General features: G+C 58.1%; 24 protein-coding genes and 4 pseudogenes. 23 read left to right on the top strand and 5 right to left on the bottom strand.

Annotated elements, in window-relative coordinates:
* Nucleotides 1–8 precede the first annotated feature (8 nt).
* Nucleotides 9–1,307 carry an IncP-type conjugal transfer protein TrbI gene (gene trbI, locus ABIA45_RS00240; RefSeq protein ID WP_404650783.1) on the top strand — a complete coding sequence of 433 codons (1,299 nt, stop codon included), beginning with the start codon at nt 9–11 and terminating at the stop codon, nt 1,305–1,307.
* Between the two features lie 229 nt (nt 1,308–1,536).
* Nucleotides 1,537–2,484 (top strand): alpha/beta fold hydrolase, encoded by a 948-nt coding sequence (locus ABIA45_RS00235; protein WP_404650782.1) that lies wholly within the window; start codon nt 1,537–1,539, stop codon nt 2,482–2,484.
* Between the two features lie 31 nt (nt 2,485–2,515).
* Here the strand turns inward: ABIA45_RS00235 and ABIA45_RS00230 are convergent, their stop codons facing one another.
* Entirely contained in the window at nt 2,516–2,749 is a 234-nt protein-coding gene (locus ABIA45_RS00230) for a hypothetical protein (protein ID WP_404650781.1), read from the bottom strand.
* Between the two features lie 86 nt (nt 2,750–2,835).
* Between ABIA45_RS00230 and ABIA45_RS00225 the strand changes: the two genes are divergently transcribed.
* The 18 genes and pseudogenes from ABIA45_RS00225 to ABIA45_RS00140 all read left to right on the top strand — a co-directional run bounded on the left by ABIA45_RS00225 (nt 2,836) and on the right by ABIA45_RS00140 (nt 18,640).
* Complete coding sequence (locus ABIA45_RS00225; RefSeq protein WP_404650780.1) at nt 2,836–4,227, top strand: nitrate/nitrite transporter; 1,392 nt, start codon at nt 2,836–2,838, stop codon at nt 4,225–4,227.
* A 212-nt stretch (nt 4,228–4,439) separates the two neighbouring features.
* On the top strand, nt 4,440–4,826 hold the full coding sequence (locus tag ABIA45_RS00220) for an autoinducer binding domain-containing protein (protein WP_404650779.1): 387 nt from the start codon (nt 4,440–4,442) through the stop codon (nt 4,824–4,826).
* Nucleotides 4,736–5,146 carry a LuxR C-terminal-related transcriptional regulator gene (locus tag ABIA45_RS00215; protein ID WP_404650869.1) on the top strand — a complete coding sequence of 137 codons (411 nt, stop codon included), beginning with the start codon at nt 4,736–4,738 and terminating at the stop codon, nt 5,144–5,146. Before ABIA45_RS00220 ends, ABIA45_RS00215 begins: the two co-directional genes overlap by 91 nt.
* A gap of 494 nt (nt 5,147–5,640) precedes the next feature.
* Entirely contained in the window at nt 5,641–6,138 is a 498-nt protein-coding gene (locus ABIA45_RS00210) for a GNAT family N-acetyltransferase (protein WP_404650778.1), read from the top strand.
* Between the two features lie 28 nt (nt 6,139–6,166).
* Nucleotides 6,167–7,486, top strand: a complete 1,320-nt coding sequence (locus ABIA45_RS00205) for an aminotransferase class III-fold pyridoxal phosphate-dependent enzyme (RefSeq protein ID WP_404650777.1) — start codon at nt 6,167–6,169, stop codon at nt 7,484–7,486.
* A gap of 53 nt (nt 7,487–7,539) precedes the next feature.
* Entirely contained in the window at nt 7,540–8,718 is a 1,179-nt protein-coding gene (locus ABIA45_RS00200) for a TauD/TfdA family dioxygenase (RefSeq protein ID WP_404650776.1), read from the top strand.
* A gap of 74 nt (nt 8,719–8,792) precedes the next feature.
* Complete coding sequence (gene aepY, locus ABIA45_RS00195; protein WP_404650775.1) at nt 8,793–9,965, top strand: phosphonopyruvate decarboxylase; 1,173 nt, start codon at nt 8,793–8,795, stop codon at nt 9,963–9,965.
* A 20-nt stretch (nt 9,966–9,985) separates the two neighbouring features.
* Entirely contained in the window at nt 9,986–10,894 is a 909-nt protein-coding gene (locus ABIA45_RS00190; RefSeq protein ID WP_404650774.1) for an aminotransferase class IV, read from the top strand.
* A complete protein-coding gene (locus ABIA45_RS00185; protein WP_404650773.1) occupies nt 10,891–11,808 on the top strand; it encodes an aminotransferase class IV in 918 nt (305 codons plus the stop codon). Before ABIA45_RS00190 ends, ABIA45_RS00185 begins: the two co-directional genes overlap by 4 nt.
* Entirely contained in the window at nt 11,799–12,629 is an 831-nt protein-coding gene (locus ABIA45_RS00180; RefSeq protein ID WP_404650772.1) for a transketolase, read from the top strand. The genes ABIA45_RS00185 and ABIA45_RS00180 overlap by 10 nt, the downstream gene beginning before the upstream one ends.
* Complete coding sequence (locus ABIA45_RS00175) at nt 12,622–13,557, top strand: transketolase family protein (RefSeq protein WP_404650771.1); 936 nt, start codon at nt 12,622–12,624, stop codon at nt 13,555–13,557. The genes ABIA45_RS00180 and ABIA45_RS00175 overlap by 8 nt, the downstream gene beginning before the upstream one ends.
* Nucleotides 13,554–14,813, top strand: a complete 1,260-nt coding sequence (locus ABIA45_RS00170) for a hypothetical protein (protein ID WP_404650770.1) — start codon at nt 13,554–13,556, stop codon at nt 14,811–14,813. Before ABIA45_RS00175 ends, ABIA45_RS00170 begins: the two co-directional genes overlap by 4 nt.
* Before the next feature lie 20 nt (nt 14,814–14,833).
* Nucleotides 14,834–15,799 (top strand): DMT family transporter, encoded by a 966-nt coding sequence (locus ABIA45_RS00165; RefSeq protein WP_404650769.1) that lies wholly within the window; start codon nt 14,834–14,836, stop codon nt 15,797–15,799.
* 223 nt (nt 15,800–16,022) lie between these two features.
* Nucleotides 16,023–16,562 (top strand): annotated as a pseudogene (locus ABIA45_RS00160) (transposase); the annotation flags it as partial.
* 37 nt (nt 16,563–16,599) lie between these two features.
* Nucleotides 16,600–16,800: pseudogene (locus ABIA45_RS00155) on the top strand (hypothetical protein); the annotation flags it as partial.
* Between the two features lie 41 nt (nt 16,801–16,841).
* Nucleotides 16,842–17,495: a site-specific integrase gene (locus tag ABIA45_RS00150; RefSeq protein WP_404650768.1), complete on the top strand. Its 654-nt coding sequence runs from the start codon at nt 16,842–16,844 to the stop codon at nt 17,493–17,495.
* A gap of 12 nt (nt 17,496–17,507) precedes the next feature.
* The gene (locus tag ABIA45_RS00145; RefSeq protein WP_404650868.1) at nt 17,508–18,083 is read left to right on the top strand and encodes a tyrosine-type recombinase/integrase; all 576 of its coding nucleotides are present in this window, start codon (nt 17,508–17,510) and stop codon (nt 18,081–18,083) included.
* The gene (locus ABIA45_RS00140) at nt 18,080–18,640 is read left to right on the top strand and encodes a hypothetical protein (protein WP_404650767.1); all 561 of its coding nucleotides are present in this window, start codon (nt 18,080–18,082) and stop codon (nt 18,638–18,640) included. Before ABIA45_RS00145 ends, ABIA45_RS00140 begins: the two co-directional genes overlap by 4 nt.
* Before the next feature lie 17 nt (nt 18,641–18,657).
* On the opposite strand, the gene ABIA45_RS00135 is transcribed toward ABIA45_RS00140, so the two are convergent.
* Nucleotides 18,658–19,416, bottom strand: coding sequence for a helix-turn-helix domain-containing protein (locus tag ABIA45_RS00135; protein WP_404650766.1), 759 nt, complete (start codon nt 19,414–19,416; stop codon nt 18,658–18,660).
* Nucleotides 19,413–20,183, bottom strand: coding sequence for an ISL3 family transposase (locus ABIA45_RS00130; protein ID WP_404650765.1), 771 nt, complete (start codon nt 20,181–20,183; stop codon nt 19,413–19,415). Before ABIA45_RS00130 ends, ABIA45_RS00135 begins: the two co-directional genes overlap by 4 nt.
* Nucleotides 20,184–20,262: 79 nt before the next feature.
* Between ABIA45_RS00130 and ABIA45_RS00125 the strand changes: the two genes are divergently transcribed.
* The 3 genes and pseudogenes from ABIA45_RS00125 to ABIA45_RS00115 all read left to right on the top strand — a co-directional run.
* On the top strand, nt 20,263–20,787 hold the full coding sequence (locus ABIA45_RS00125) for a tyrosine-type recombinase/integrase (RefSeq protein ID WP_404650764.1): 525 nt from the start codon (nt 20,263–20,265) through the stop codon (nt 20,785–20,787).
* A pseudogene (locus ABIA45_RS00120) lies at nt 20,769–20,975 on the top strand (integrase); the annotation flags it as partial. The gene ABIA45_RS00125 and the pseudogene ABIA45_RS00120, both read left to right, overlap by 19 nt.
* 55 nt (nt 20,976–21,030) lie before the next feature.
* Nucleotides 21,031–21,153: pseudogene (locus ABIA45_RS00115) on the top strand (IS110 family transposase); the annotation flags it as partial.
* A gap of 502 nt (nt 21,154–21,655) precedes the next feature.
* Here ABIA45_RS00115 and ABIA45_RS00110 read toward each other — a convergent pair.
* Both ABIA45_RS00110 and ABIA45_RS00105 read right to left on the bottom strand, forming a co-directional pair.
* On the bottom strand, nt 21,656–22,735 hold the full coding sequence (locus ABIA45_RS00110; protein WP_404650763.1) for a D-alanine--D-alanine ligase family protein: 1,080 nt from the start codon (nt 22,733–22,735) through the stop codon (nt 21,656–21,658).
* 370 nt (nt 22,736–23,105) lie between these two features.
* On the bottom strand, nt 23,106–23,840 hold the full coding sequence (locus ABIA45_RS00105) for a GntR family transcriptional regulator (protein ID WP_404650762.1): 735 nt from the start codon (nt 23,838–23,840) through the stop codon (nt 23,106–23,108).
* Nucleotides 23,841–23,859: the final 19 nt, after the last annotated feature.

Below are 23,859 nucleotides of genomic sequence, written 5' to 3'. Positions count from 1 at the left end.
GGCCGGTCATGGTGCAATCCCTGAAGCTCGGTGGCGCTCAGGAGGGCGAGGGCAGAGGAATTCGACGGCTCAACCGGCTGCCGATCATCGTCGCCATCGTGTTGGTGATAGTCTTCTTCGCCGTCATCTTCTACGGCCTGACGTCGCGCGGACTGTACTTCCGCCGCGAGGCCGGCATTGACACCGCCTCATCCAACCCGGCGTCGACCTACGCTGATCAACTCAAGAAAGGCGTTTCCAACGGAATTATCGGCGAACAGCCGGAGACATTCCAACCTGCACCGGCGCAGCCCGACGCACCGAAGCCGGTGAAGAATCCCTTTACCGGCCGCCCGCAAAGCGAACCGCGGTCCGGCTCACAGCTCGAGTCGGAAGAGCTGTGGCGAGCGCGTCTCGACCGGGAGGCGCACGAGCAGTATCTGCGCGAGCGGCAACGCCAGCGCATGGCCCGCGTGCAGGCGAACGATGCAGCCCATGATTCACCGCTCGCTATCAATCTCAGCAAGCTGCAAACATCGAGCGCACCCGTAAGTAATGCCGCGCAAGGGAAGACAACGACGACACCCGGCCTTGCACGCGGCGCGTCCGACCTTTATGCGGCGGCGCTTCGCGGCGGCCTCAGTACGCAGTACATCGATCCGAACGGGCAAACGGCGAAAGAGGATTTCTTCAATGCAGACCTCAAGAAGCTCGGCTACCTCCCCAACAAGGTGGTCGCGCCGACATCCGCTTACGAATTGAAACGCGGCTCGGTCATTCCAGCGACGCTGATCACCGGTATCAATTCCGATCTTCCCGGTCGCATCACCGCCCAGGTCAGCCAGAACGTCTATGACAGCGCCACAGGTCATCGGCTATTGATCCCGCAGGGCGCCAAACTCTTGGGAAGGTACGATTCCAAGATTGCATTCGGGCAAAGTCGCGTCCTCGTGGTCTGGACCGACATCATCTTCCCGAACGGCTCGACGCTACAGATCGGAGGCATGGCGGGCACGGACGCGGAAGGCTATGGCGGCTTTAATGATCAAGTCGACAATCATTACTTCCAGGTATTCGGCTCCGCGATCCTGATTGCGGCGATCGGCGCGGGCATTGATATGTCTGTGCCCGCGAGTTCGTCGTACGGGTATCGGCAGGCACCCTCCGATGCCGCGCGAAATAGCTTCGCCGAGACATTTGGCCGGGTCGCCGAACAGACGATCAGCAAGAACCTGAACGTCCAGCCCACCCTCGAGATTCGACCAGGCTATGTGTTCAACGTCCTCGTCGACCAGGACATGGTCTTTCCGGGGGCTTACAGGGGATGAAGCGCTTCGGTTCGGTTACGATAGAGTTTCTGGGACATGCCGCGTTGTGCTCGAAGGAAACGATCCGGTTGGCTGATGGAGATTGCTTCTCGTTCTCGCAATTGTCGCGCGCCGCGAAGAGGCGAGGCGGTGGAGCACCCGTACGCAAAATTCCCCGGAGCCCAGCGCCCGATCCCGCCGAACTCGTCGCGCGGATGATTGAAAGACTCATGCCGATAGCCAAGGTCGGATGCCATACATCGATGCCACTGGTGTGAAGCTTTATTTTGAGGAAACTGGGGAGGGTCATCCGATCATTTTCCTGCACGAACTCGGGTCAGACAGCCGCGAATGGGAAGCCCAGGTTCGCTATTTTTCTCGTGCTTTCCGCTGCATCACCTACAATGCCCGCGGATATCCGCCCAGCGACGTTCCTGAAGAGCCTGCTCTATATGGCTGGCAGCTCGCCGTGGATGATATCGACGCTCTCATGCGTGGCCTCGTCGTCGAACGCGCACATCTGGTCGGATTGAGCATGGGCGGATATGCCGCCCTGCAATTTGGGTTGAGGTATCCGGAGAGAGTAAGCGCGATTGTCGCGGCCGGTGTGGGATCTGGGTCGGCTCCTTCCCAGCGTGACGCTTGGTTGCGAGAAACCTCCGTTCTCGCGCGAGCCTTCATCGAGCGCGGGATGGACGCGATGGCTCGGAAGATGGCGTACGGCCCTACTCGCGTTCAGCTCAAATACAAGGACACCCGGAGTTGGCAAGAGTTCATGGAACGCCTGCGTCATCATTCCCAGCGGGGAATATCGAATACGATGGTGCGCTGTCAGGCATTGCGGCCACCGCTACATGATCTGCGCCATCAGTTCTCAAAGATGCGACTACCGGTATTGCTGGCCTTGGGGGATGAAGACGCTCCCTGCCTCGAGACGAACCTGATGCTAAAAACAGTGCTTCAAAACGCCGGCCTTTGGATTTGCCCCAATACGGGCCATACCATCAATCTGGAAGAGCCGACAGCGTTCAATGCTCAGGTCGACTGCTTTCTGGCAGCCGTCGAGCGCGGAAGCTGGCGCCGTGGGTATCCGGCGATTGATGACCAATCCGATCTGAGAATTGAGATGAGGCACGATAGGCGCGCGAACGTCAAGCAGTCCGTTGACCGCATGTCCAACACTCCAACCGCTTCGTAGCGAGTATTCCCTTGGAATTGCGGACCGGCGTTCATCTAAGCGAAGCCATGGCGATTAGCTCATTGAAGCCGCCCTTGATCGCTTTTTGGAGCCTGATAGCGCCAGCGAGCATTTCGCGATAGTGACAGGCCTCACGAAGCTGAACGATCAGGTCGATCGGCTCAGCGCCGATCTCAAGACGGTGAACGAGGTCGTCGTCGCCCATCACGCACGCTTTCACTTGGCCATTACGCCCCTCTAACGAGGTCAGAGCAGAATATTGCATCTCTGGTTGGCTCCGAACGGTTCGAGGAATTCGCCGCGCAAGTAGGACGCCGCGTCGAGCGGGGGACATCCCTTCTACGGGAGACGATGAACCAGCGCGCCATGGCGAATAAAGACCGCTTTGCGCGCGACCTTGCGGCAAGCGCTGCCCGCAGCACGAATTACAACTCTTCAGAACTAGACCGTCGCCCATCGGATACAGTTGATGGTGCGACCAGATCGACGCCCGAGATATTTATCGGCGCTGACACAACGCCCTTTTTGCGGCCGCCCACACCAAGCCATTCTTCGGTGCCGCGACCGGCAGTTGCGGGCGTGATAGGAGGCCCCGCACTTATCGTGCGGGTGTTTCTGCCTTTTGCTGTCGGCTATTACCTCTCCTATCTCTTCAGAACAATCAACGCCTTGATCGCCGCGCCCCTGACGTTGGAGTTGGGGCTCGACGCTGGTGATCTCGGCTTGCTGACCTCAGCCTATTTCCTTTCCTTCGCGGCGGCGCAGATACCGATCGGCATCCTTTTGGACCATTATGGTCCGCGGCAAATCCAGAGCGTTCTGCTGGTTGTTGCTGCAGTGGGCACAGCATTGTTTGCGGTATCAGACAATTTTCTCGTGCTGTTCGTTGGCCGGGCGTTGCTCGGTCTCGGCGTCGCCGCAAGCATGACTGCTGGATTGAAAACCCTCGTTTTGTCTTTTCCGAAGGATCGCCTGCCGTTTCTAAATGGTCTTATGGTCATGGTCGGTGGTTTGGGGGCGGTCACTGCGACCTCGCCGACGCAGTTATTGCTGACTTGGATCGGGTGGAGGATGCTCTTTGCACTGTTAGCCGTCGTCACGGCCGGCTGTTCGGCTCTTATCTATCTCTTAGTGCCCGAAAGTGCATCGACAACGCCAACCATCAGAGGGACGGCCATGGCCGGCCTCAGGAAGATTTACACGGATCCGCATTTCTGGCGTCTAGCACCGTTGTCCGCGACTTCCGTCGGTACGGCTTGGGCGCTGCATGACCTTTGGGCGGCGCAGTGGCTTACCGACGTCGGCCTTGATCGCACGGCGGTGGTGCAGCACTTGTTCGTCATGGCCGCCGCGCTCAGCCTGGGCGCGCTTTTGTTGGGTGTTCTGGCCGACCGGTTTCGTCGTTATGGAATTGGAACCGAGGCGCGGCTTGCGGTTGTCGGCCTTCTATTTATCGCGATCCAGTTCGCGATCATCTTGCGATGCCCGATGTCATCATACTTGCTGTGGGGCGCCGTGGCCGTGGTCGGCGCAGCTACCGTGCTGAGTTATGCAATCCTGGCCACCTACTTCCCGAAAGAACTTGCTGGGCGCGTAATGCTGCGCTTAACGTGTTCTATATCGGCGAAGCATTTGTCCTGCAATCCGCAACGGGCATTGTGCTTGAGCAATGGACGCCCGTGGCGGGGCATTATCCCGCCATCGCTTATCAGACTGCCTTTGCCATCAATCTTAGCCTGCTGATCGTCGCATGGATATGGTTTTCCTTCTCATGGACGTTCCATCCTTCGACCGCCGTTCGGAAGCGTCGAGCCTGTGGCGCGTCAGCGCTACCCCCAACTACATGTCGTCAATGTCGCCGCACCGTTTGAGTTTGGTGCAAGCGCTTGGAGGGACGCTGGACGGGAAGGCAAATCTTCGTTGAAGGCTAAGAAGAAGACGAGGAGGAATTTACATTGGATGGGCTGTTACAGGGATTGATCGACGCTGTCGATCTAGCGCACGACGAACGCTCCATTCGCAGCGCGCTCAAGAGGTTTACTGTCTCATCCGGCTTCGATCGCTATGCCTATACTCATATTCACGCCGACGATGCGGTTGCTTTCAGCGATTATTCTGCGGAATGGCTGAACCTCTATTTTGCGAAGCGATACACGATCATCGACCCTGTCGTGACCACCGCCAAGCGCAGCATGCGGATGTTCGCCCGGTCGGCGGATGAACGCAACCTGCGCAGGAGCTCGCGCGCGAGATCGAGCAATTCTATTCGGAGGCGACTGACTTCGGCATCCGCTCCGGCGTTTCCGTTCCGATCAGGACAAGCTATGGCCGCACCGCGATGATCACACTCGCATCGGATCGGCGGCGGGTCGAGGTCCCGCCGTGGGACCCGATGCAGGCGGCATTGGCACTCACCTACATTCATGTTCGCCTCAGCCTGGCGTCTGGATCGTCGTTCAAAATGGGCGATGTGACGTTGACGACGCAGGAAGCGACCTCGCTCAGCTGGTCGTCGCACGGCAAGTCGATGAATGTGATCGCGAACTTGCTTGGGATCAAGCCACGAACAGTCCAGTTCTATCTGGATAACGCGCGCGACAAACTCGGCGCCAGCAATCTCCAGCAGGCCGTCCGTATCGCCATGGAAAAGCAGTTGATCTAGTCCACCGTGACACGTTCGCCGGTCGGTCCTTTTCTTCGCAGCCTTAGGTCAAAGGAACGGAAACCACGACGTCCCGCCGAATGAGATCGTCGAGAACGATACGCGCCTTATAACGTTGGTTCAGCTGTTCGCGCCTCCTCAACTGTCATTTCTAGTAGCTTGCTCTAGATGACAGACGCATGTCATTTATGGTGGCCGAACGTCGGCGGCGCAGTCTCCTCCAAGGAACTCGGCATGCAATATCAATCACACTTTGTTCTCTCTAATTGTCCCAATCGACTACTAGGGACGTTGTCTCCGCTTGCCGTGACTCCAGGTCGTCTGGGCCGCTCTCACAATGCATCTGTTGTCCGGCTCGATCAGAACGGAGCATCGCAAACAAAAGAGTTGCCGGCTCGAGAGGAGGCGAGTCCGGCGAAGCAGAAGAGAACTACCTCCCGCCAAGTAACATGGATGCTTCAAACGACACCAAAGTCAGGACCTCGGTGAGGGAAATGCCTGAGCTCAGCAGTATGCCGCGTCCCGAAGTGACCGCCGATAGCGGCAAGCCTGTCTTGGGGGCCATCGCGATCACCAGGCTCCGCGAGAGCGACTATCGGGCAGTTGTCGAGCTCTTTCGACATCTCGGACCCAAATATTCATGCGACCTAAATGATCCTAGGACAAAGAGCACCTTCGATCTATACCTCGCCGACGAGCGAAAGCACGGGCTGGTCGCGAGGCTCGGAGACAGAATAGTCGGCGTAATACTCTACGAAATCACGCCCGTTCTTTCTATCGGTTTCAGCCATGGTCGGAACGACGGACTCGCTGTGGATCCGGAGTTCCGTGGATTGGGAATTGCTAAACTCCTGCTGAGATCTGTTTTGTCACACTGTCGCGAAGTCGGCGCGACGACCTACATGGTCAAAGCCTCGAATCCAAAAGTCATATCGCTGTATCGAAGCATGCCGGATCTCGTGGAGCGCGGCATCTATTTTTATACGATTTAGGAAAGCCGTCGAACATCGGGTAGTTGGAATGCATCAGCGTATCTTAGCATCTAGTGCTGCGATTCTCGGACGTCAGCCGCATCAGCAACTCAGAACCATTTCGCGAGCCGAAGGCTTTGCACTCATCGATACTTCGGGAAAACGCTACACTGATGGTATTTCGGGCGCGTATGCCGCGGTATTGGGCTACTCGGAGGTGGATCTTGCCGAATGTCTGTTTGAGACTTCGTCGCTCCTGCCCTACGTCCACAGCGCTCGTTTCGACAACGCTTACGCTGTAAGCCTCGCAGACAAGCTGAGCGGATCCCTACATGGAGTTAAATACCGCGCTTATTTCTCAGTCTCTGGGTCGGACGGGGTCGAAGCGGCACTCCGCATTGCCCGCTCGTATCAGCATTCAGTAGGGTCTCGAAGGCGTTGGAGGACAATTGCTCTCTCATACAGTTATCACGGATCAACGCTCGGTGCGTTGACCGTCACCGGACATGAGACGGCACGTCGTTCCTACACCGAATTGTTGGGGGACGTCATAAGGATTGCGCCTCCGATAAAAGCGTTAACAGCCGGTTCCGCTAAAAACGAAAACGACCGCCCTTACCAACAATTGGAGAACGCATTTGAAGAGCCCCTCGTCAACGACGTCGCAGCGTTCGTCATTGAGCCCGTTCTGGGAAATGCTGCCGGCTGTTCGCCGATCCCTCAAGACTATGCGGAGAGGGTGTCGGCGCTCTGCCATCGGCATAGGATTCTCCTGATCTGCGACGAGATCACCACAGGGCTTTGGCGAACTGGGCCAGTGTATTCGTCCGAGCGCCTTGGAATGAAGCCCGACATTCTCATCCTTGGTAAGGCGATTACCGCCGGTTACTTTCCGATGAGCGTGGTGCTTGTTGCCGATCATATCGCCGAGGCTCTCACGGCTGAGGTAAATCTCCTCGGCCATACCCACAGTGCTCACCCGGTGGGGGCTGCTTTAGGCTCGCGAGTGATCGAGCACCTCAAGAGTCCGGGCATTAGCGCTAACCGAGCGCAACTCGAACGAGTCTTCTTCGAACGCTTGTCGAGCCTCGTCGGCGTGCTACCCGTGGTGGGCGTGCGTGGCGCGGGTCTGTTATACTCGGTCTGCTTGGACCACGACTACTTTCAAAAACGCTGCAGCCGAAACGGGTCCAGCATTGTCTACGAACAGGCTCTCGAGGCCGGCATTCTAACGATGCCCGGCGTCTGCGCCTCGGTTGGCGGCCAAGTCTTAAGCGACCATCTGACGCTCGCGCCCGCTTTCAATATGCCCCAGCAAACGCTCCACGACTTCGTCGATACTTTGACGGGAGTTCTCGGGGCAGCGTAAACGCTCGTGGTCTAGTCCAGCGCCGGTATCTTTGAATTTCAGGAGGAACAATCATGCCCTTACGCCTCGCAGTTGACAACCAAGACGGCACCGCATGTATCGGCAAGGTTGCAAACGGCGGCACTCTACTCACGCTCACTTGGAGCGACGGAGCGGTAAGTCGTTTCAACGCCGTCTGGTTGCGTCATAACGCCCAAGATTCCCAAACCGTTCAGCTCAGCACCGGCCAAAAGCACATTGACATTGAACAACTGGACCCGGCCACGCAAATCGTCGATGCACATCTCAATGCCAACAATCAGGTCGAGGTAACCTTTGCTCCGGACGGTCATCACAGCATTTTCGACCCGACCTGGCTCTTCGCCTCCAAGTATGACTACAACGGTGGACCCGTGAGGGACGAGGTTGCTTTACGGCCTTGGGGAAGCGAGCTCGGTGATAACCTCCCGTCGTTTGAATGGCCGGAAGTGGCCAATGATGCCGCCGCGAAAGACCGATGGTACAGAGCGGTGGTGGAGTTGGGTTTCGCCATTCTCCATCAAGTGCCTGCTGAGAAACGTTATGTTGAAAAGGTTGTCGCCTCATTTGGGAAGATCAAGGAAAGCCGTCTTGGAAAGACCTTCGACGTCAAGTGTGTACCTGATCCCAGCAATCTAGCATTCACAGCAAAGGGGTTGTCGTTGCATACTGACAATCCGTACCGAAATCCAGTTCCCGGCCTTCAACTTCTGCATTGCCTTCAGAATTCGTTCGCGGGCGGCGAGTCGGTCGTTGCAGATGGATTCAAGGCGGCAGATCTCCTGCGCGAAGAGAACTCATCACACTATGATCTTCTCTCGTCGACTGACGTGCAGTTCCGATACAAGACGAACGACGCTTGGTTTGAGGACGCAGCCCCGCTGATCGCCCTCGATCGGCAGGGCCGCCCGAAGCAAATCCGATACAATAATCGATCCATGCTCGGCCCCATCGCGCCGGTTGACATCGTCGAAAACTGGTACGATGCGCTACGACACTTTGCCGAAATCCTGCGACGATCGGAACTCAACGTCACGTTCAAGATGGATACGGGAGATCTGTTCATCGTCGACAATCATCGCGTACTTCATGCTCGAACAGCGTTCTGTGCAAGCGAACCTCGTTTACTAGAGGGCGCCTATGCGGAGCTCGACTGGATGGAGAGTCGTTACCGGCTCGCCAGCAGTCGCCGCTCGAAGGTGGCTACCAAATAGCTATGAGGCATCTAAGCCAACTCTAACCTTCGATCAAAGAACATCCGTCTGGTTCGTCGCAGCTGGAGATTGTGATGCTTAGCGCAGCGACTTTTGTGGACGCCGCTCTGCAGGCGGGCTTTGACTTTTATACTGGAGTGCCGTGCTCTTTCCTAACTTCGCTGGTCAATGAGACGAGCAGGCGACGCGACCTGTCGTATGTCATTGCGACAAGTGAAGGAGAGGCTGTTGCGATAGCCGCAGGCGCCTACCTGGCGGGGAAAAAGACGGTCGTGATGTCCCAGAACTCGGGCTTGGGGAATATGGTCAACCCGCTGACCTCTCTTAATTTTCCATTTCGAATCCCGAGTCTCTTGATCGTTACGTGGCGTGGCCGGCCAGGCGAGACTGATGAGCCCCAACACGAGCTGATGGGAAGAATAACGACATCAATGCTCGATCTTCTCGAAATACCAACGGGCCTCGTACCCAACGAAGAGAACTTGGCCCAAACGTTCAAGACGATCATTTCGCCGACTATTGCATCAGGCTCGTCTTACGGGCTGATCGTCAAGAAGGGCGATTTCGAGGAAACCAGGCCTTCGGAGAAACAACTAGGTCCCAAGCCCACCGGAACCATTGAACGTTGGGGCGAGAACACCGGACGGCCAGCACGAATATCAATCCTTGAACGTTTGCTGGGCCTAGCGCCTGACGATGCGGCAATCATCGCGACCACAGGTAAAACTGGCCGAGAACTCTACTCGCTGCAGGATCGGGACCAGCATCTCTACATGATCGGCGCGATGGGGTCCGCTAGCGCCGTGGGATTAGGTGTCGCGATGAATTCTCCAAAGCCGGTCGTCGTTGTCGACGGTGATGGCGCGGCTCTGATGCGCATGGGTACGTTCGCCACGGTCGGCGCGCGTAGTCCCGAGAATTTCCTTCATATCCTGCTCGACAACGGCGTTCACGATTCCACTGGAGGACAGCAGACTGTTTCCAGCCTGGTGGATTGGGCTTCGATTGCAGCAGCCAACGGCTATCGCCACATCATTTCAGTCACGGGCATTGAGGAGTTTGCGCGGGCATTTCGCGCTCTTCAGCCGAGGCCTGGTCCGAACTGCCTTCACGTGCGCACTCTTCCCGGTTCCATCGAAAATCTCGGACGGCCGAAAGTCGCGCCCCACGAGGTTGCCGAGCGCTTCTCGCATTTCTTGAGCGAGCAGCAGGAGCTCGACCGCCGTCAGCGAATTACGTCGCCGTGAATCTCAAGGAGTCGTTCAAAATGATCGCTTGGCGAAATGGACAGTTCACTGCCGATGATGTCCTCATTTCCACAAATGCCAAGGCAGTTACGCAATCTGCGGCCGTCTTCGATGGAGCACGCGTTTTGACCGACGCCAGAGGCGCGTATATCTTCAACCTCGAGGGGCATCTGGCCCGGTTTCAGAGAAGTTGCGAAGCGCTTTGCCTGCCCATCAGCTTCAGTGCGCGGGAACTCGACTCTGTCATATCTGAAGTCATCCGGAAAAACCGTCCGCAAGAAGCAATGGGCCTGCGGCTATTCGCACTAGCGCGCGAGGGCCGGCGCTCCGCTCAAGAAAGCGCCGAAGTCGTCGTCTTCCTTAGGTCTCTCAGGGGCTACGCGCTGGAGCGGCCCTATCGCTTGGTGATCTCCCGGTTTAAGAGATTCGCCAACAGTGGCGTGCCCCATCACGTCAAGGCAATGAGTCACTACGCCCTCGGGCGGGTCGCGACGAATGAGGCGCTAGCCGCCGGCTTTGATGACGCGGTCTTTGTCAACGAAGATGGGAACGTCACCGAGACCCCTCGCGCCTCGCTGGTGTTTATAAGGGGCGGCGAGGCTCTGACTCCGGCTGTCAGCGATGGGGTTCTCCCCGGCCTCACTCGATACTTGGTCCGGCGAGTGTGCCAGATTGAGTGCGGACTTTCGTGGGTTGAACGATCAATACCGGTGAGCGAGATCTCGACAATGGAAGCGGCCGTGATGTGCAGCTCTTCGCTGGGCATCGTGACAGTTGAGAAAATCGGCTCTGTGACTTTTCCTGTCGCTCCAAGCGGTGAGACAATTTCAGATAACTTTAAGAGATTAACGGGCCCTGAGCGAGCGGCCTGGAATGACATCTTGACGGAATTTCCCCTCCATCAAGAGATGATTCAGAGGCGCGCATGACAACCTTCGTATGGCGCGATAACCAATTTACAACCACTCCCTCCGGTGCCGTTGCGGTCCACGTCCCGACGGTTGCCTACGGGCAGACGGTGTCGATAGATCTTCCGGTCCAGCCAAAATCCGATACTCAGTGGCTTATTATTGGAGATCTTTCCGACGTTATCGCCGAACTCGAGCGCGGTTGCGCTGAGCTTTGCCTCGAACTGCCAGCGGCAAAAGACAATATTGCGGCAGAGATCGAAGAACTCGTTCGGCGGGCAGTACCTCAGCAAGCCTGCGTCTTGCGAATTATCGCGACGAATGCATCTGGCGAGTTTGCACGATCGGCCAGTGCAGACATTTTTATCCGAGTCGTTGATTCGGAAGCGGCCACTTCGGAGGGATCACTCCGCTGCGGGATATTCAGAGATAGACCCGTATCTTCCGACGCGATCTTGGCATCTCGCCTGTTTGCGTGTTTTCACGCATTCGAGCGACTCTCACGACGTTGGGCGGATCGACATGGCTTCGATTGCGCTCTCTTGGTCGACCCACATGGCCACATCATAGGTCGTCCCGACGGCGTCATCCTTCTCTTTGGGAATGACGCTGATCTGGCCTTAATCGTCGAGCAACCGGCGCGGTGCCTACCGATTCCTCAGGCCATTCTACGCGCGGCGTCTCTGGGCGACCAGTGGAAGCTGGTCGCACGCCCGGTTAAAGTCGAAGACATTCCATCTTTCTGGTCCGGTGTCTTCATCGCGCCGACCCTTGAGGCGAGAGCCATCTGCGCAATCGGCGAGACGAAATTCGACGAGGCTGGCCGGGCGCTCGAGCTGTGGTCGCAGCTGTCTTCGACGATTGTCCACAGCGCCGCAACCGATCCTAGATTTGGTCTGATCGTCGAGCCGGAGAATGAACCCCAATGGAAATGACTTCGAACTCCACGGCATTGCTGGAAAAGAAATGCGCCGAAATTCGCTTGAATATCCTCCAGATGATCGCAGAAGCGGGTACGGGGCATCCGGGAAGCTCACTGTCGTGTGTCGAGCTGCTTGTCGCCCTGTACTATCGGGTTATGCGCTTTCGCCCCACCGATCTGATGTGGAAGGAACGAGATTATCTCATATTGTCTAAGGGGCACGCGGCGCCAGCGCTTTATTCAATTCTTTTTGATCTTGGCATCCTTCCGCGTGAAGACATCTGGGGGCTACGAAAATTCGGGACAGCCTTGCAGGGACATCCGGATGTGCGTTTCACGTCTGGCGTTGAGGTCAGCACGGGATCGCTAGGTCAAGGATTGTCCGTTGGCATCGGTTTGGCACTCGGCGCCCAGCGACGTGAGCTCCGTAGCCGGACCTTCGTTATTGTTGGCGATGGGGAATCGCAGGAAGGGCAGATCTGGGAGGCCGGACTCGTCGCATCATCGCTCGGCCTGGACAATCTTTGCGGCATCATTGACTACAACGGCATTCAACATGACGGACGGGTGGAAGATATTATCTCTCTATCACCCCTTAGCGAAAAATGGACCGCCTTCGGATGGGAAACGATCGAGGTCGATGGCCATGACATTGACGCGATCGTATCGGCACTTGAGCGACCCGTTTGCGGCCGAAAGCCCAGAATGATCATTGCCAAAACCATCAAGGGCAGGGGCGTATCCTATATGGAAGACGACTGGCACTGGCATTCGGTCGCTGATGCGGCGCGAATGCGCAATGACTTTGCGCCGACGGAGGCCTTCAATGCGTGACGCCTTCGCTGCCTCATTGATCGAACTCGGGCCAGCTCAGCCGGATATCTTCGTCTTAGACGCCGATTGCTCTCATTCGACCAGATCCTATCGCTTTGGAGAACTCAATCCCAGCGCGTTTCTCAATGTCGGCATCGCTGAGCAGAACATGATGAGCATGGCGGCCGGCTTGGCGATGCACGCGTATATACCGTTTGTGTGTGGTTTTGCCGCTATCATGATCGCCCGGGCCGGCGAGCAAATTATTCAGTCCATCGCCTATCCGAATCTCAATGTAAAAATTGCCGGACATTATTCCGGAATTTCCGCCTCTCGCGAAGGGGCACCCCATCATGCAATAGCGGACATCGCTTTTCTGCGTGCCATTCCCAATATGCGGATCTACTCGCCCGCGGACGATGCTGACGTGGCTGTGCTGTTGCAAGCAGCAGCGGAGCATAGAGGGCCAGTATACTTGCGGCTTGCGCGCGATGCGGCGCCTCCAATTCCGGGCGGTAGGTACGAAGCAGATCGTGAGATCCGGATCTGGGGCGGCCCATGCGATGTGGCACTGGTCACAACGGGAGCGGTGACATCCGAAGCCATTGCGGCCGCAAACTCTCTCCGTGAGATCGGTGTAGCGACATCGGTATTCAGCGTCCTCCGGCTCAAACCCTTTCCGCAACAGTTCTGGCACGAGAGGCTGAGCAGTTGTTCGCTAGTGGTTTCAATCGAGGAACATAACATCATCGGCGGCCTGGGCAGTGCCATGGCTGAGATGATTGCTGAGCTCGGTCTGCCTATCCGGCACCTTCGCTTGGGAATTCAAGATCGGTTTACCGAAACGGGATCCTACAACGAACTACTAGATTTGTTCGGCCTCTCGGCCGACCGCATTGTGGAGAGCTGTTTGGCAGCGCTCGGTCTTGAACGAGGTCGAATTCAATGAACATCCAAACTGTCATCGGCCGCGCAGTCCTCGATTCCAATGCAAATCCGGCGATCGAAGTGGAGATCCGGCTCGCCAATGGCACAAGCACACGATCGATCGCTCCACGAGGATCGACGACGGGCCAATATGAAGCGCTCGTCGTCGAAGACGAAGCTGCGGCTGGCACGCTTGCCGCGGTATTGCCGGCCTTGAATATGGTTGAACAATTCGTTCGACCGGCGTTGGTCGGGTTGGACTGCACCGATCAAACACGACTAGATTCAGTCATCTGTGCGATCGATGGAACGCCGACCAAATCCAGACTCGGCGGTAATGTCTGTGTGGCTACGTCGATGGCGGTGGCCAAAGCCGGTGCCGCGGCGCGCAACATCCCGCTTTATCGACATCTCGGGGGCAGCGGGGAAATGCCTTTGCCGACCGCAATGTTCAATATTGTCGACGGCTCTAAATCGCCGGGGTCGGGCATCTCGGGGATCGAATTTCTGGTCATACCGATTGGATCAACCGGTCCTGCCTTCCATCTTGAAATGGGGATGCGGGCGCGGGCCGCTACCAAAAACGTCCTGCAGAAATATGGTATACCCGCCGCCGACGGCCCTCAGGGCGCCTTCGACGTCGTCGCGAAGAACTGCGACCTTCCGCTTGAGATCATTTCGGAAGCGATGCATCTTTGTGGGTTCGAACCTCGACGTGACTATCTGCTTGGCTTGGATCTCGCGGCGACCGATTTCTTCAACGGTAATGAATATACCTATCCTTGGGCCTATGACGGACCTAATTCGGCGGAACACGCGCAAGCCGTTTCCTCTACCGTGCTGACTCGGGTTTATCGCTCACTGCTGGCTAGATATCCGATCGGCTATATCGAAGATGGGTTTGCGGAAACGGACGAGGCTAGTTGGACCGCTTTTCTCCAGTCCTCCGAACCTACATTGATGGTTGTCGGTGACGACCTTTTCGCATCGTCGCCAGAACGTATTCGACACGGCGCCATGGCAAAGCTCGCAAGTGCGGTGCTCATAAAGCCAAATCAGATCGGCACGGTAACCGAAACGCTGGATGCAATGCGCGTCGCGCATCAGTTTGGCCTTGGCGTACTGGTCTCGCAGCGAAGCGGCGAGAATGACGATGATTTCATCACGCATCTTGCTGTCGCGGGGCAAGCCAGCCACCTCAAGGCCGGCGGACTCTCGCGCATGGACCGTGTAATCAAATATAACGGACTTCTTCGCATCGCCAGCGAGAGCCAATAACTCGCGGCTGACGCCCTTCAGTGAGCAGGCCACAGGACACGACGTTGAAGAGCCATTCTGCCATCGAGCGGCAAACGGTCGCAGGCATCGCATTTTCAGTCTTATCTACGATGCTGTTGACTGTCATGTTCTTTCTGCCTCAGCTCGGGAACGTACCGGCGAACCCAATCCAATCGGCTTTCCTTAGATATGTCGGAGGGAGCTTGGTACTAGGCGCATTGGCCCCGCTTCGTATCTTGCCGGAGCCAGTCTCGTCACGGAAATTGTCCAGAGCTGCTATATGGCTGCATCTCCTGCGAGCATCAGTCGGAATGTCTACGCTTATGTTTACGCTGTTTGCAGCCTCCCGCGTCCCGATTGCAAATGTACAAGCAATATTGTGCTCACACGGCGCCCTCATCCTTCTTTTTGCGGTGGCTATCGACCGTGAAAGTGTAAGCTGGCATCACATCGTGACAATAGCGCTCGCTGTTTCCGGGGCGATACTTGTTGCCGATCCGGTTACAAGCGAGGCGAATTGGTACAATCTAGCGGGGTATGGCGCAGCTGCAGTCGCGTCGGCTTGTTGGGCCACAGAAGTATTCCTATTTCGTAATGCGGCAAAACATCAGACTACCATTTTGACGATGCTGATCGTCAATTTGTTCGGGCTCCTAGTTCTGACCGTACCCGGCTACTATAGTTGGCGAGCTGTTTCGATGGCCGACGCACTGACACTCACAGCAATGGGGCCGCTCGCAGTTTCCGCACAGTTTGCGCAGCTTGCCGCGCTCAAGCGCGCCCCTTTGACGATCGTCGCTCCCTTTCGTTACGCAAACGTTCTCTTCGCTGCGGCCTTGGGAATTGCGTTCCTGAACCAGATACCCGACGGACAAGCAATAACAGGCTTTGTACTGATCATCGCAAGCGCGATCTACATTTATGTAAGGACCATAGCACACAGCAAATATACTCAATCGGCAACGCCGCCCCTCAAGGAGAGATAGGTCCGGCAGATCGGGATCGACCTATGCGCGCCATTTGCGTCAATGGCGATCAGCCGCGTAGGGACATGTTGCGCTGCCGTGGGCGGTTATCGCGACGCGCATCGCAACATCGGTGAAGACCTTTGATAATCAGTGAAATTGTTCGCCGTCAGGGCCTGTGAGACAAACAGAGGGATTTTGCGGAGGGAGAATTTCTGGTTCATCGTAGCCACCAGGAGCGAAGATGAAACAGAAATCCGGACCGGGCAAAAGCACCGGCAGAACAAGTTCTAAAGGACATTAGGCGACAGACCCGCCGGCGTTATTCGGCGGAGGAGAAGATCCGCATCGTGCTGGAAGGGTTGCGTGGCGAGGAGAACATCTCCGAGCTCTGCCGCCGAGAAGGCATTGCGGCCTCGATGTATTACGGCTGGTCCAAGGAGTTCCTCGAAGCCGGCAAGCGCCGCTTGGCCGGCGACGCGGCGCGAGCTGCGACCTCCGGCGAGGTGAAAGACCTCCGCCGGGAGGCGACCGCCTTGAAGGAGGCCGTAGCCGATCTGACCCTAGAGAACCGTCTGCTCAAAAAAAGCATGAACGGGGATGGGGAGGACGAGGCATAAGGTATCCCGCCTCCGAGAAGGCCGAGATCATCCAGCTGGTCGAGCAATCGCATCTTCCGGCCAAGTGCACACTGGACAAGCTCGGTATCCCGCGCGCCACATTCTATCGCTGGTATGATCGCTACCGCGAGGGAGGCGTTGAAGCGCTGGCCGATCACCGGTCTGTCATTCGGCATGCAAAATTTGAACGCCGATTGACATCCGATCGCGCTCAACCGGAAAAATGCGCTGTTCGCTGGCTCCGACGGCGGTGCCGAGCACTGGGCCATCATCGCCTCCCTGGTCGAAACCTGCCTATACCGAGCGCGGCATAGGCAGGTTTATGCCGCCCGCCGAACTATGCCGAATCGGATCATTTTCCCCAGATTTCTCGCCGACCGGCGTTTGATCGGTTCGGCATAGTTCGTTCTGTGCCTCCGCTTTCAACAGCGGAGAACAGGAAGATGGAAGTTGAAGAGTACTTGAGCAGAAGCCGGCTATACCGGCGTCTCAGAAGCGGGCCGCACGGACAGTTCGTCGAGCGCTACGCCGCTCGTCTCGTCGAAGAGAGGCTCGTTCGGCACGGCACATGGCGTTGCCTCAACGTGGTTAGCGGGCTCCTGAATTGGATCGCAGGCCGTCGCTACAAGCTGGTCGATCTCGATGAGCAGGTCGTTGAGCGGTACCTCCGACATCGAGGCGGGAGGCAGTCTATCCAACCCGGTGACCGAGCTGCGCTCAAGCGATGGCTGTCGGTGCTGCGCGAGGAAGGCGCGATCGCGCCGTTGGTGCTACCGCCTCTCACCCCGCACGAACGCATCTTCAAGGAGTTCGATGCCTACCTGCGATCAGAGCGCGGCTTGGCCCCGAGGTCCATCGCCCGCCATCTCCCAGTCATCCGCAGGTTCCTGCACGAGGTATGCTCCGGCAGCGCCGGCGCCCTGTGCAAGATCAGCCAAGAGGACGTGGTCCGCTACGTTGGGCGCCATGCCCAGGATTGGAGCCCGCGAACAGGCAAGGCGATGTGCTGGTCGTTGCGTGTCTTTCTCCGTTACCTCCACCATCGGGGGCTGAACGCGCGCCCGTTGGCGGATTGCGTTCCATCGATGCGCCGATAGAGGCTCGCAACTCTGCCGACCTATCTGTCCGCCGCTCAGGTGCGGAAGGCTCTCGACGGTTGCGACCGGGAGACAGTGATGGGGCGGCGCGACTACGCCATTCTGTTGTTGCTGGCCAAGCTCGGCCTGCGGGCCGACGAAGTCGCGACGCTCGCCCTCGATGATATCGACTGGCGCGCCAGCGAGATGCTCGTTCGGGCCAAGGGTCGACAGCGTGCACGGATGCCGATACCGCCAGACGTTGGCGCGGCCATCGTTGCATATCTGCGCAATGGCCGCCCAAAGACGTCGTGTCGACGGTTGTTCGTCCGCACACTCGCGCCACACGTTGGCTTTGCTTCCGGATGTGCGATCACCATGATCGCCAAGGTCGCTCTCGATCGCGTTGGAATCGAAGGTTGCGCACACCGTGGCGCCCATATCTTCCGACACAGTCTCGCCACCGAGCTTCTCCGATCTGGCGCGACCTTGTCGGAGATCGGACAGTTGCTGCGGCACGAGAGCCACGACACCACCCGGATTTACGCGAAGGTCGACGTCGATGCGCTGAGAACATTGAGCCTGCCCTGGCCGGGAGACGTGCAATGACCAATCTGCGCGCCGCACTCGATAGGTACCTGAGCATGCGCAAGGGGCTGGGATACAAGTACGAGCACCAGACCCGTCGGCTCGCCGACTTCGTCGCCTTCATGAAGAAGCGCAAAGCCAGGATCATCACGACGAAGCTGGCAAGGGAATGGGCAACGCTGGCGCCCGATCGTCATGCATCCTGGGCGCTGAGATTGAGCGACGTGCGCGGGTTCGCGCGCCATGCCGCCAACTTCGATCCGAGAACGGAGGTGCCGCCCGTCGGCATGCTGCCAGGATGGAAGCGTGCCAAGCCATATGCCTATAGCGACGCGGAGATCGATGCGTTGCTGACGGCGGCGCTAGCTCTGCCGCCGGAGGACGGGCTGCGTCGATGGACCTACCATACCCTGTTCGGGCTGATCGCGGTGACGGGCATGCGTATATCCGAGGCGATTTGCGGCGCGGCAATCAGGGGTTCTTCCGCATATTTGGTGCAGCCTGAGCGATCGGGGTTGGGTAGGTTGCCCGGTCATGCTCAAGCAGCCAGAAGGACGCGTCGACGCAATAGCGGATAGCTTGCCCGACCGTACATTTATCGTTTGATGGCTTTGATCCTACTGATCTGGCCTTCGACCGGACTGGTTGTCCAGGAGGTAGTTATTGCCGCTCGGACCGCGTCGATGTCGCGCGCGATGCCGTTGGCGAAGCTCTTGAGCTCGCTGTTGGCTGCTTGTGCGATCCATTCATCGAGCTCGGCGATGTCGCTGCCACTGAGAAGGGACACAAACCGCTTCGCCAGATCGGCCGCCGTGGCGAGTTCCGGAGCTTGCGCAAACAGGCGACCGAGGAACAGCCGGGCTTCAGCATCGATCTGATCCGGATCCTGGCTTAAATACCAGGCACAGCGACGACGCGTGGGAGCTTTCCAGGTCGGGTGCGGTTGTGCTGCTCCTCCCGAGTCTGCATGTGCACGCCTGTCAGCGGCCCATCGCGCGACGGTCACCCGACTTCCAGTATAACCCTGTTGCTGAAGCTCCCGCCAAAGCTGCTGGCCCACCTGGCAGCCGGAGGCCCACCGCGCTTCGAGCCATGCCGCGAAGGGCGCGAGAAGATGTGAAGGTCTGTGAGGACGCGAATGCTCCGGTTCGCCGCTAGCGGCCAGCCAGCGCTGAACAGTGCGCCTGTCGACGCCGAGCAGTTGCGCGATCCTGGATGTCGGGCAACCTTGCTCGCGTAGGCGACAGATTTCATCCCAGCGTTCGCGTCGCGCAGTCTTTCGATCCGCCCGCAACTGTGCAAGGCCGGGCGGCGGCGCGGAACTGCCGGTCTTCGCTCGTTGCGCGGACATCATGATTTTTGCACGGCGGCGGCCACGTTGTGACGATGGCGACCGACCGCGTGGCGCAAGGCCTCACCCAGACTGTTGAGCAGGTGCCAGCGGTCCGCCACCTGCACCGCGTCGGGGGCGCCGCAGCGTGCGCCATCAGCATAAAGTCCCGCACGATCGCGGGCGACGACCTTGATCTCCGGCCAGCGCTTCAGCCAGCTCGCAACACTGCCGGCGTTACGATCGGGAAGCAGATCGAGCACGCAATTGCGCTCCAGATCGCAAATGATCGTTCCATATCGCTGGCCACGACGCCAAGCCCAATCGTCGATGCCGACGACGGTCGGGGGAACGAAATCCGGCAAGGGAGCCGAGTGAATCATTCGGAGCAAGGTGTCGCCGCTGACTGGCATGAACAGTTTGCGCGACAGGCGAGAGCCGGGCTCACCGCCGACCGCAAAGCCGATCGCCAGCTGGCTCCCGCCGAGGCGGGTTGTGCGTCTTGCTTTCGGCCGCACCGTTGCCGGTAGCCGCTCAGTGAATATCCGACGCGCGCATTGCGGATCGCATTGCGCCGCCTGAAGCCGGATTTCGACAACCCGACCCTGCCATGGCAGATCGGCTAAGCGTCGCTCGTAATGGCTGTGGACGCGACCCGTCTGGCCGCCGCAACAGGGGCAGAGCGAGACCGCTGACTTCGGCCGAGCCACGAGCACTACCCTGTCGGTCTGGGGAAGGATCTGGACAATCGAAAGTTCGGGGGAAACCAGTGAGCGGAAGGCATGGAGCAAGGCGAATCACGGGCGTCGACTGCGATTCCGACCTTATGCCCTTATTCGCACTGTTCGTGAATCCTGCACCCTGCACCAAATGTGCGGAAGAACCCCAGATTGTCGCGCTATAGCGATTGGCCTGGAGCGTGATAACGTCGACCTCGACGCCGGCGTGCTGACGGTCCGGCTGACCAAGTTCGGCAAGTCGCGGCTCGTACCATTGCATCCCACGACGAGAACCGCGCTGCGCGACTACGCCGACCGGCGCGATGCACTGCTCGGATCACGCTGCGGCTCGACCTTCTTCGTTGCCGAACAGGGAGGCCGCTTGCTTCACCAGGACGTTCATCGCGTCTTCTGGCGATTGTCCAGAGAGATCGGGCTGCGGCGCCCAGGTGATCGTACCGGGCCACGCGTGCACGACTTCCGTCATCGCTTCGCCATCCGGACGCTGCTCGACTGGTATCGCGAAGGCAAGGACGTCGAGCAGCAACTCCCAGTGCTCTCCACTTACCTCGGCCACGCCTGCGTGCGCGATACTTACTGGTATCTCTCGGCCTGCCCCGAGTTGATGGAAGAAGCGGCGCGGCGTCTCGATCAGCGATGGGAGGTGAAGCCATGAAGCCCGCCTGCAATGTCGCCACGTTGATCGAGCGCTTCTTCACCGAGCGCCTCATGCGCCAGCGCAATGTTAGCGCCAACACGATCGCCTCCTACAGGGACACGTTCCGGCTGCTGTTCATGTTCGCACAGGTGCAGCTGCGGAAGCCCCCATCGGCCCTGACGCTCACCGATCTGGACACAACGTTCATCGGCGCGTTCCTAACCGATCTCGAGGTAAAGCGCGGCGCCAGCGCGAAGACGCGTAACCAAGCGGATCGGTATGAGGAAGGCAAAGGTTGCCATCGCCCGAAAGATCGCAGTCATCCTTCACTGCATCTGGGTCGATGGCACATCCTTCGACTGGGGGCAGCCGCAGCCAGACTGATATTTGCTCGAAAGTTCCTGGTCCGGTCTGCCGGACTGGCGATGTCCCGCTGGGACGGCGTTGAGGTGACCTCGTTCATTCGGCTGGTGGCGGTTCGACCGTATTCCGCTGCAAACGTTGAGGCGCCCAACCCGGACATCATCGTGAGGCGCTGCGCGACCTCGGAAAGGACCATGACCCCAGCGAAGGCATCAACCAGTCCGGGCGATCCAATGCTTGGCCGGCAAAGTACGTATCAGCCGCGCTCGCGCCGTCTCCGCAATCCTGACCAGCGCCGACGGCGCGAGCGCTACCGTCGAGCCGTCGGAACGTTTAAAAGGTGATTGACAACAATCCGCAATTAAAGGGCCGAATGACACCATAATCCACCAAACGCTGGTCCAGCTAGTGAAACGACACCGTGGTGGGCCAACATTTTGGCCCTCATGTTCGGCGCCGAAATGAGTTGCGACGCGGGTATGGAGGGTTCACCGAAGTCCGCTTGGCAAGCGTGCATCACGGTTCACAAGCCTCTCGTAGATCTGGCAAGTGCGTGCTGAATCAGCCTATCGACTAGCTCCGAATACGGGACTCCACTTGCTTGTAGTACTTTGGGGTACATGCTGATATTTGTGAATCCGGGTATCGTATTCAGCTCGTTGACAACGAGCTCCGAGTTTTCTCGCACAAAAAAGTCAACCCTGGCCATTCCTTCGCAGCCTAAGGCCTGAAAGGCGCGTCGTGAAACATCTTTGATCTTTTCGCTCACATCCGAGGGCAGATCGGCCGGAACACGTAGATCCGCGCCGTCATCGACGAGATACTTTGCCTCGTAGCTGTAGAAGGCGTAGCGGTTCGTTGGGATGATCTCGCCAGGAATGGATGCCAAGAGTGACCCGTCCGCGTTTTCGAGAATGCCGCACTCAATTTCGCGGCCGCGGAGGCATTCTTCGATCAGAATTTTCCAATCATGCTTAAACGCCGCGTAGATGGCTGGGCGGAGCTCTTCGGCCGCCTCAACCTTAGTTACGCCAACGGACGAGCCCAACCGTGCGGGTTTCACGAACAACGGTCTTCCCAGCTCGGCCACCAGTTCTTCAAAATCCGGAAGCAGCTGACCAGCAGTAAGCGTTCGATAGCGTGCGACCGTTAGTCCCGCGGCCACGAGCAGGCGCTTGGCGATTTCCTTATCCATGGCTGCTGCAGAAGCAAAGACACCTGGCCCGACACAGGGAACGCCTGCCAGCTCAACCGCCCCCTGCAGCGTCCCGTCTTCGCCAAACGGCCCATGAAGAACAGGAAAAACCAAGTCGATAACGGGGAGCTCTGGGGCTGCCTCGCCGGCATCAACAGCCGCTATGAGCTTACCCTTCCCCCCAGGTAACATACCCACACGCGGTCCGACTTGGGGAACTTGTTCGGGTATCGCTCCAGCACGAAGGTCGCAGAGAATCCACTCGCCGCCTCGGTTCACGCCAATCGGAACGACTTCGTATTTGGACGGATCGAGCGCCGCGCACACGTTCTTCGCCGACATAATCGAAACATCATGCTCGGCGGAGCGCCCACCGAACAGCAGTGCAACACGTAGTTTCTCGGTCATCAAGATCTTCCCACTTAGCCGTTCTATTCGGTGTTCTCAACGCTACGACGAGAGTTGATACTTGTCGCACGGCGGTGGATCTTAGCGCCATTGCCAGCGGCGCTCTGCAATCCGTTGCCTCATCATGTGCGTCCAACGGACCCTTGATCGGAAGCCGTACAACAGCGACTTGAAAGCGCCGGATTGGCTGTCCACGACGCTCCAATCGGCTCATGCATGATCAACAATTGCTCCGGTGACGCATTGATCCCTCGGCGAGATACCCCAACTAGGAAATGATCGTGTGCGTCACGGCAAGTGAAGCAGCTTTACGATTCTCGAAGAGGTCGACAGCATTAATCGCGGACCACTCCGGCAAAGCCATGAGAGCCTATCCGGCAATGTCCTTGCTCGTAAGTTGGCTAGGACGAAACGATGCAAACCCAAAAGGCTTTCTCGCTGACGCCTCCGTTTCTTGTGCGCGCAACTTATCGACGACGGCCTGGCCATCTGCCGTGTTGTGATCCGCGGCGAGTCTGCCCGCACGGTCGACGTCGCCCGCAAGGATCGCGTCGACGATGTCGATATGCGAGGTTACGTAATCCTCGAAGGACATGAACTCGTTGCATAGTACGTAAAAAAGGCGAGTCTGCTGGGCCAGAATACGGTACGCGTATTGAAGGCGACTATGTTCCGTTAGCGAAACGATCGTGCCGTGCAGCTTCGCATCGTGCTCGAAAATAGCCGCCTTGTCGTGTGTCTCAACAACACGCTTCAATGCGCTGAATGCATCGGTGATCCGTTGAATTTTCGACGGATCAATCGATCCTGCGACCATCCGCGCGGCCATGCTCTCGTAGGCATTACGCAGCGTATAGATTTCCCATACGTCATGCGACGTCAGCGAGGTGACCTCGTATCCACGGAAGGCCGAGGGCACGATCAGGCCTTCCGTCGCCAGATGCTGCAGTGCGCCGCGTATGGTGCCTCGACTTAGGGCGAAGGCCTGCGCCACATCGGCCTCCACCAATCTGGTGCCTGGATGAATTCGGCCAGACAATATTTCTGCTCGGAGCGCTTCGGTCGCCTGCTGTTCCGAACTGCGTTTTTCGATAGGTTTCAACATCTCGTAGACTCTCTCCTCT

Origin of the sequence: Bradyrhizobium sp. USDA 336 (assembly GCF_044908355.1) — a bacterium.
In the GTDB taxonomy this organism is placed as follows: Bacteria; Pseudomonadota; Alphaproteobacteria; order Rhizobiales; family Xanthobacteraceae; genus Bradyrhizobium; species Bradyrhizobium yuanmingense.
This window is presented reverse-complemented; position numbering and strand designations above follow the sequence as displayed.

What these genes read in the sequence shown, in the direction of transcription:
- aepY (WP_404650775.1), top strand. Translation starts at nt 8,793, where the DNA reads ATGCTTAGCGCAGCGACTTTTGTGGACGCCGCTCTGCAGGCGGGCTTT.
- ABIA45_RS00140 (WP_404650767.1), top strand. Translation starts at nt 18,080, where the DNA reads ATGACCAATCTGCGCGCCGCACTCGATAGGTACCTGAGCATGCGCAAG.
- ABIA45_RS00105 (WP_404650762.1), bottom strand. Translation starts at nt 23,840, where the DNA reads ATGTTGAAACCTATCGAAAAACGCAGTTCGGAACAGCAGGCGACCGAA.
- ABIA45_RS00135 (WP_404650766.1), bottom strand. Translation starts at nt 19,416, where the DNA reads ATGATGTCCGCGCAACGAGCGAAGACCGGCAGTTCCGCGCCGCCGCCC.
- ABIA45_RS00235 (WP_404650782.1), top strand. Translation starts at nt 1,537, where the DNA reads ATGCCATACATCGATGCCACTGGTGTGAAGCTTTATTTTGAGGAAACT.
- ABIA45_RS00205 (WP_404650777.1), top strand. Translation starts at nt 6,167, where the DNA reads ATGCATCAGCGTATCTTAGCATCTAGTGCTGCGATTCTCGGACGTCAG.
- ABIA45_RS00170 (WP_404650770.1), top strand. Translation starts at nt 13,554, where the DNA reads ATGAACATCCAAACTGTCATCGGCCGCGCAGTCCTCGATTCCAATGCA.
- ABIA45_RS00230 (WP_404650781.1), bottom strand. Translation starts at nt 2,749, where the DNA reads ATGCAATATTCTGCTCTGACCTCGTTAGAGGGGCGTAATGGCCAAGTG.
- ABIA45_RS00210 (WP_404650778.1), top strand. Translation starts at nt 5,641, where the DNA reads ATGCCTGAGCTCAGCAGTATGCCGCGTCCCGAAGTGACCGCCGATAGC.
- ABIA45_RS00225 (WP_404650780.1), top strand. Translation starts at nt 2,836, where the DNA reads ATGAACCAGCGCGCCATGGCGAATAAAGACCGCTTTGCGCGCGACCTT.
- trbI (WP_404650783.1), top strand. Translation starts at nt 9, where the DNA reads ATGGTGCAATCCCTGAAGCTCGGTGGCGCTCAGGAGGGCGAGGGCAGA.
- ABIA45_RS00175 (WP_404650771.1), top strand. Translation starts at nt 12,622, where the DNA reads ATGCGTGACGCCTTCGCTGCCTCATTGATCGAACTCGGGCCAGCTCAG.
- ABIA45_RS00180 (WP_404650772.1), top strand. Translation starts at nt 11,799, where the DNA reads ATGGAAATGACTTCGAACTCCACGGCATTGCTGGAAAAGAAATGCGCC.
- ABIA45_RS00110 (WP_404650763.1), bottom strand. Translation starts at nt 22,735, where the DNA reads ATGACCGAGAAACTACGTGTTGCACTGCTGTTCGGTGGGCGCTCCGCC.
- ABIA45_RS00185 (WP_404650773.1), top strand. Translation starts at nt 10,891, where the DNA reads ATGACAACCTTCGTATGGCGCGATAACCAATTTACAACCACTCCCTCC.
- ABIA45_RS00125 (WP_404650764.1), top strand. Translation starts at nt 20,263, where the DNA reads ATGTGCGGAAGAACCCCAGATTGTCGCGCTATAGCGATTGGCCTGGAG.
- ABIA45_RS00200 (WP_404650776.1), top strand. Translation starts at nt 7,540, where the DNA reads ATGCCCTTACGCCTCGCAGTTGACAACCAAGACGGCACCGCATGTATC.
- ABIA45_RS00150 (WP_404650768.1), top strand. Translation starts at nt 16,842, where the DNA reads ATGGAAGTTGAAGAGTACTTGAGCAGAAGCCGGCTATACCGGCGTCTC.
- ABIA45_RS00190 (WP_404650774.1), top strand. Translation starts at nt 9,986, where the DNA reads ATGATCGCTTGGCGAAATGGACAGTTCACTGCCGATGATGTCCTCATT.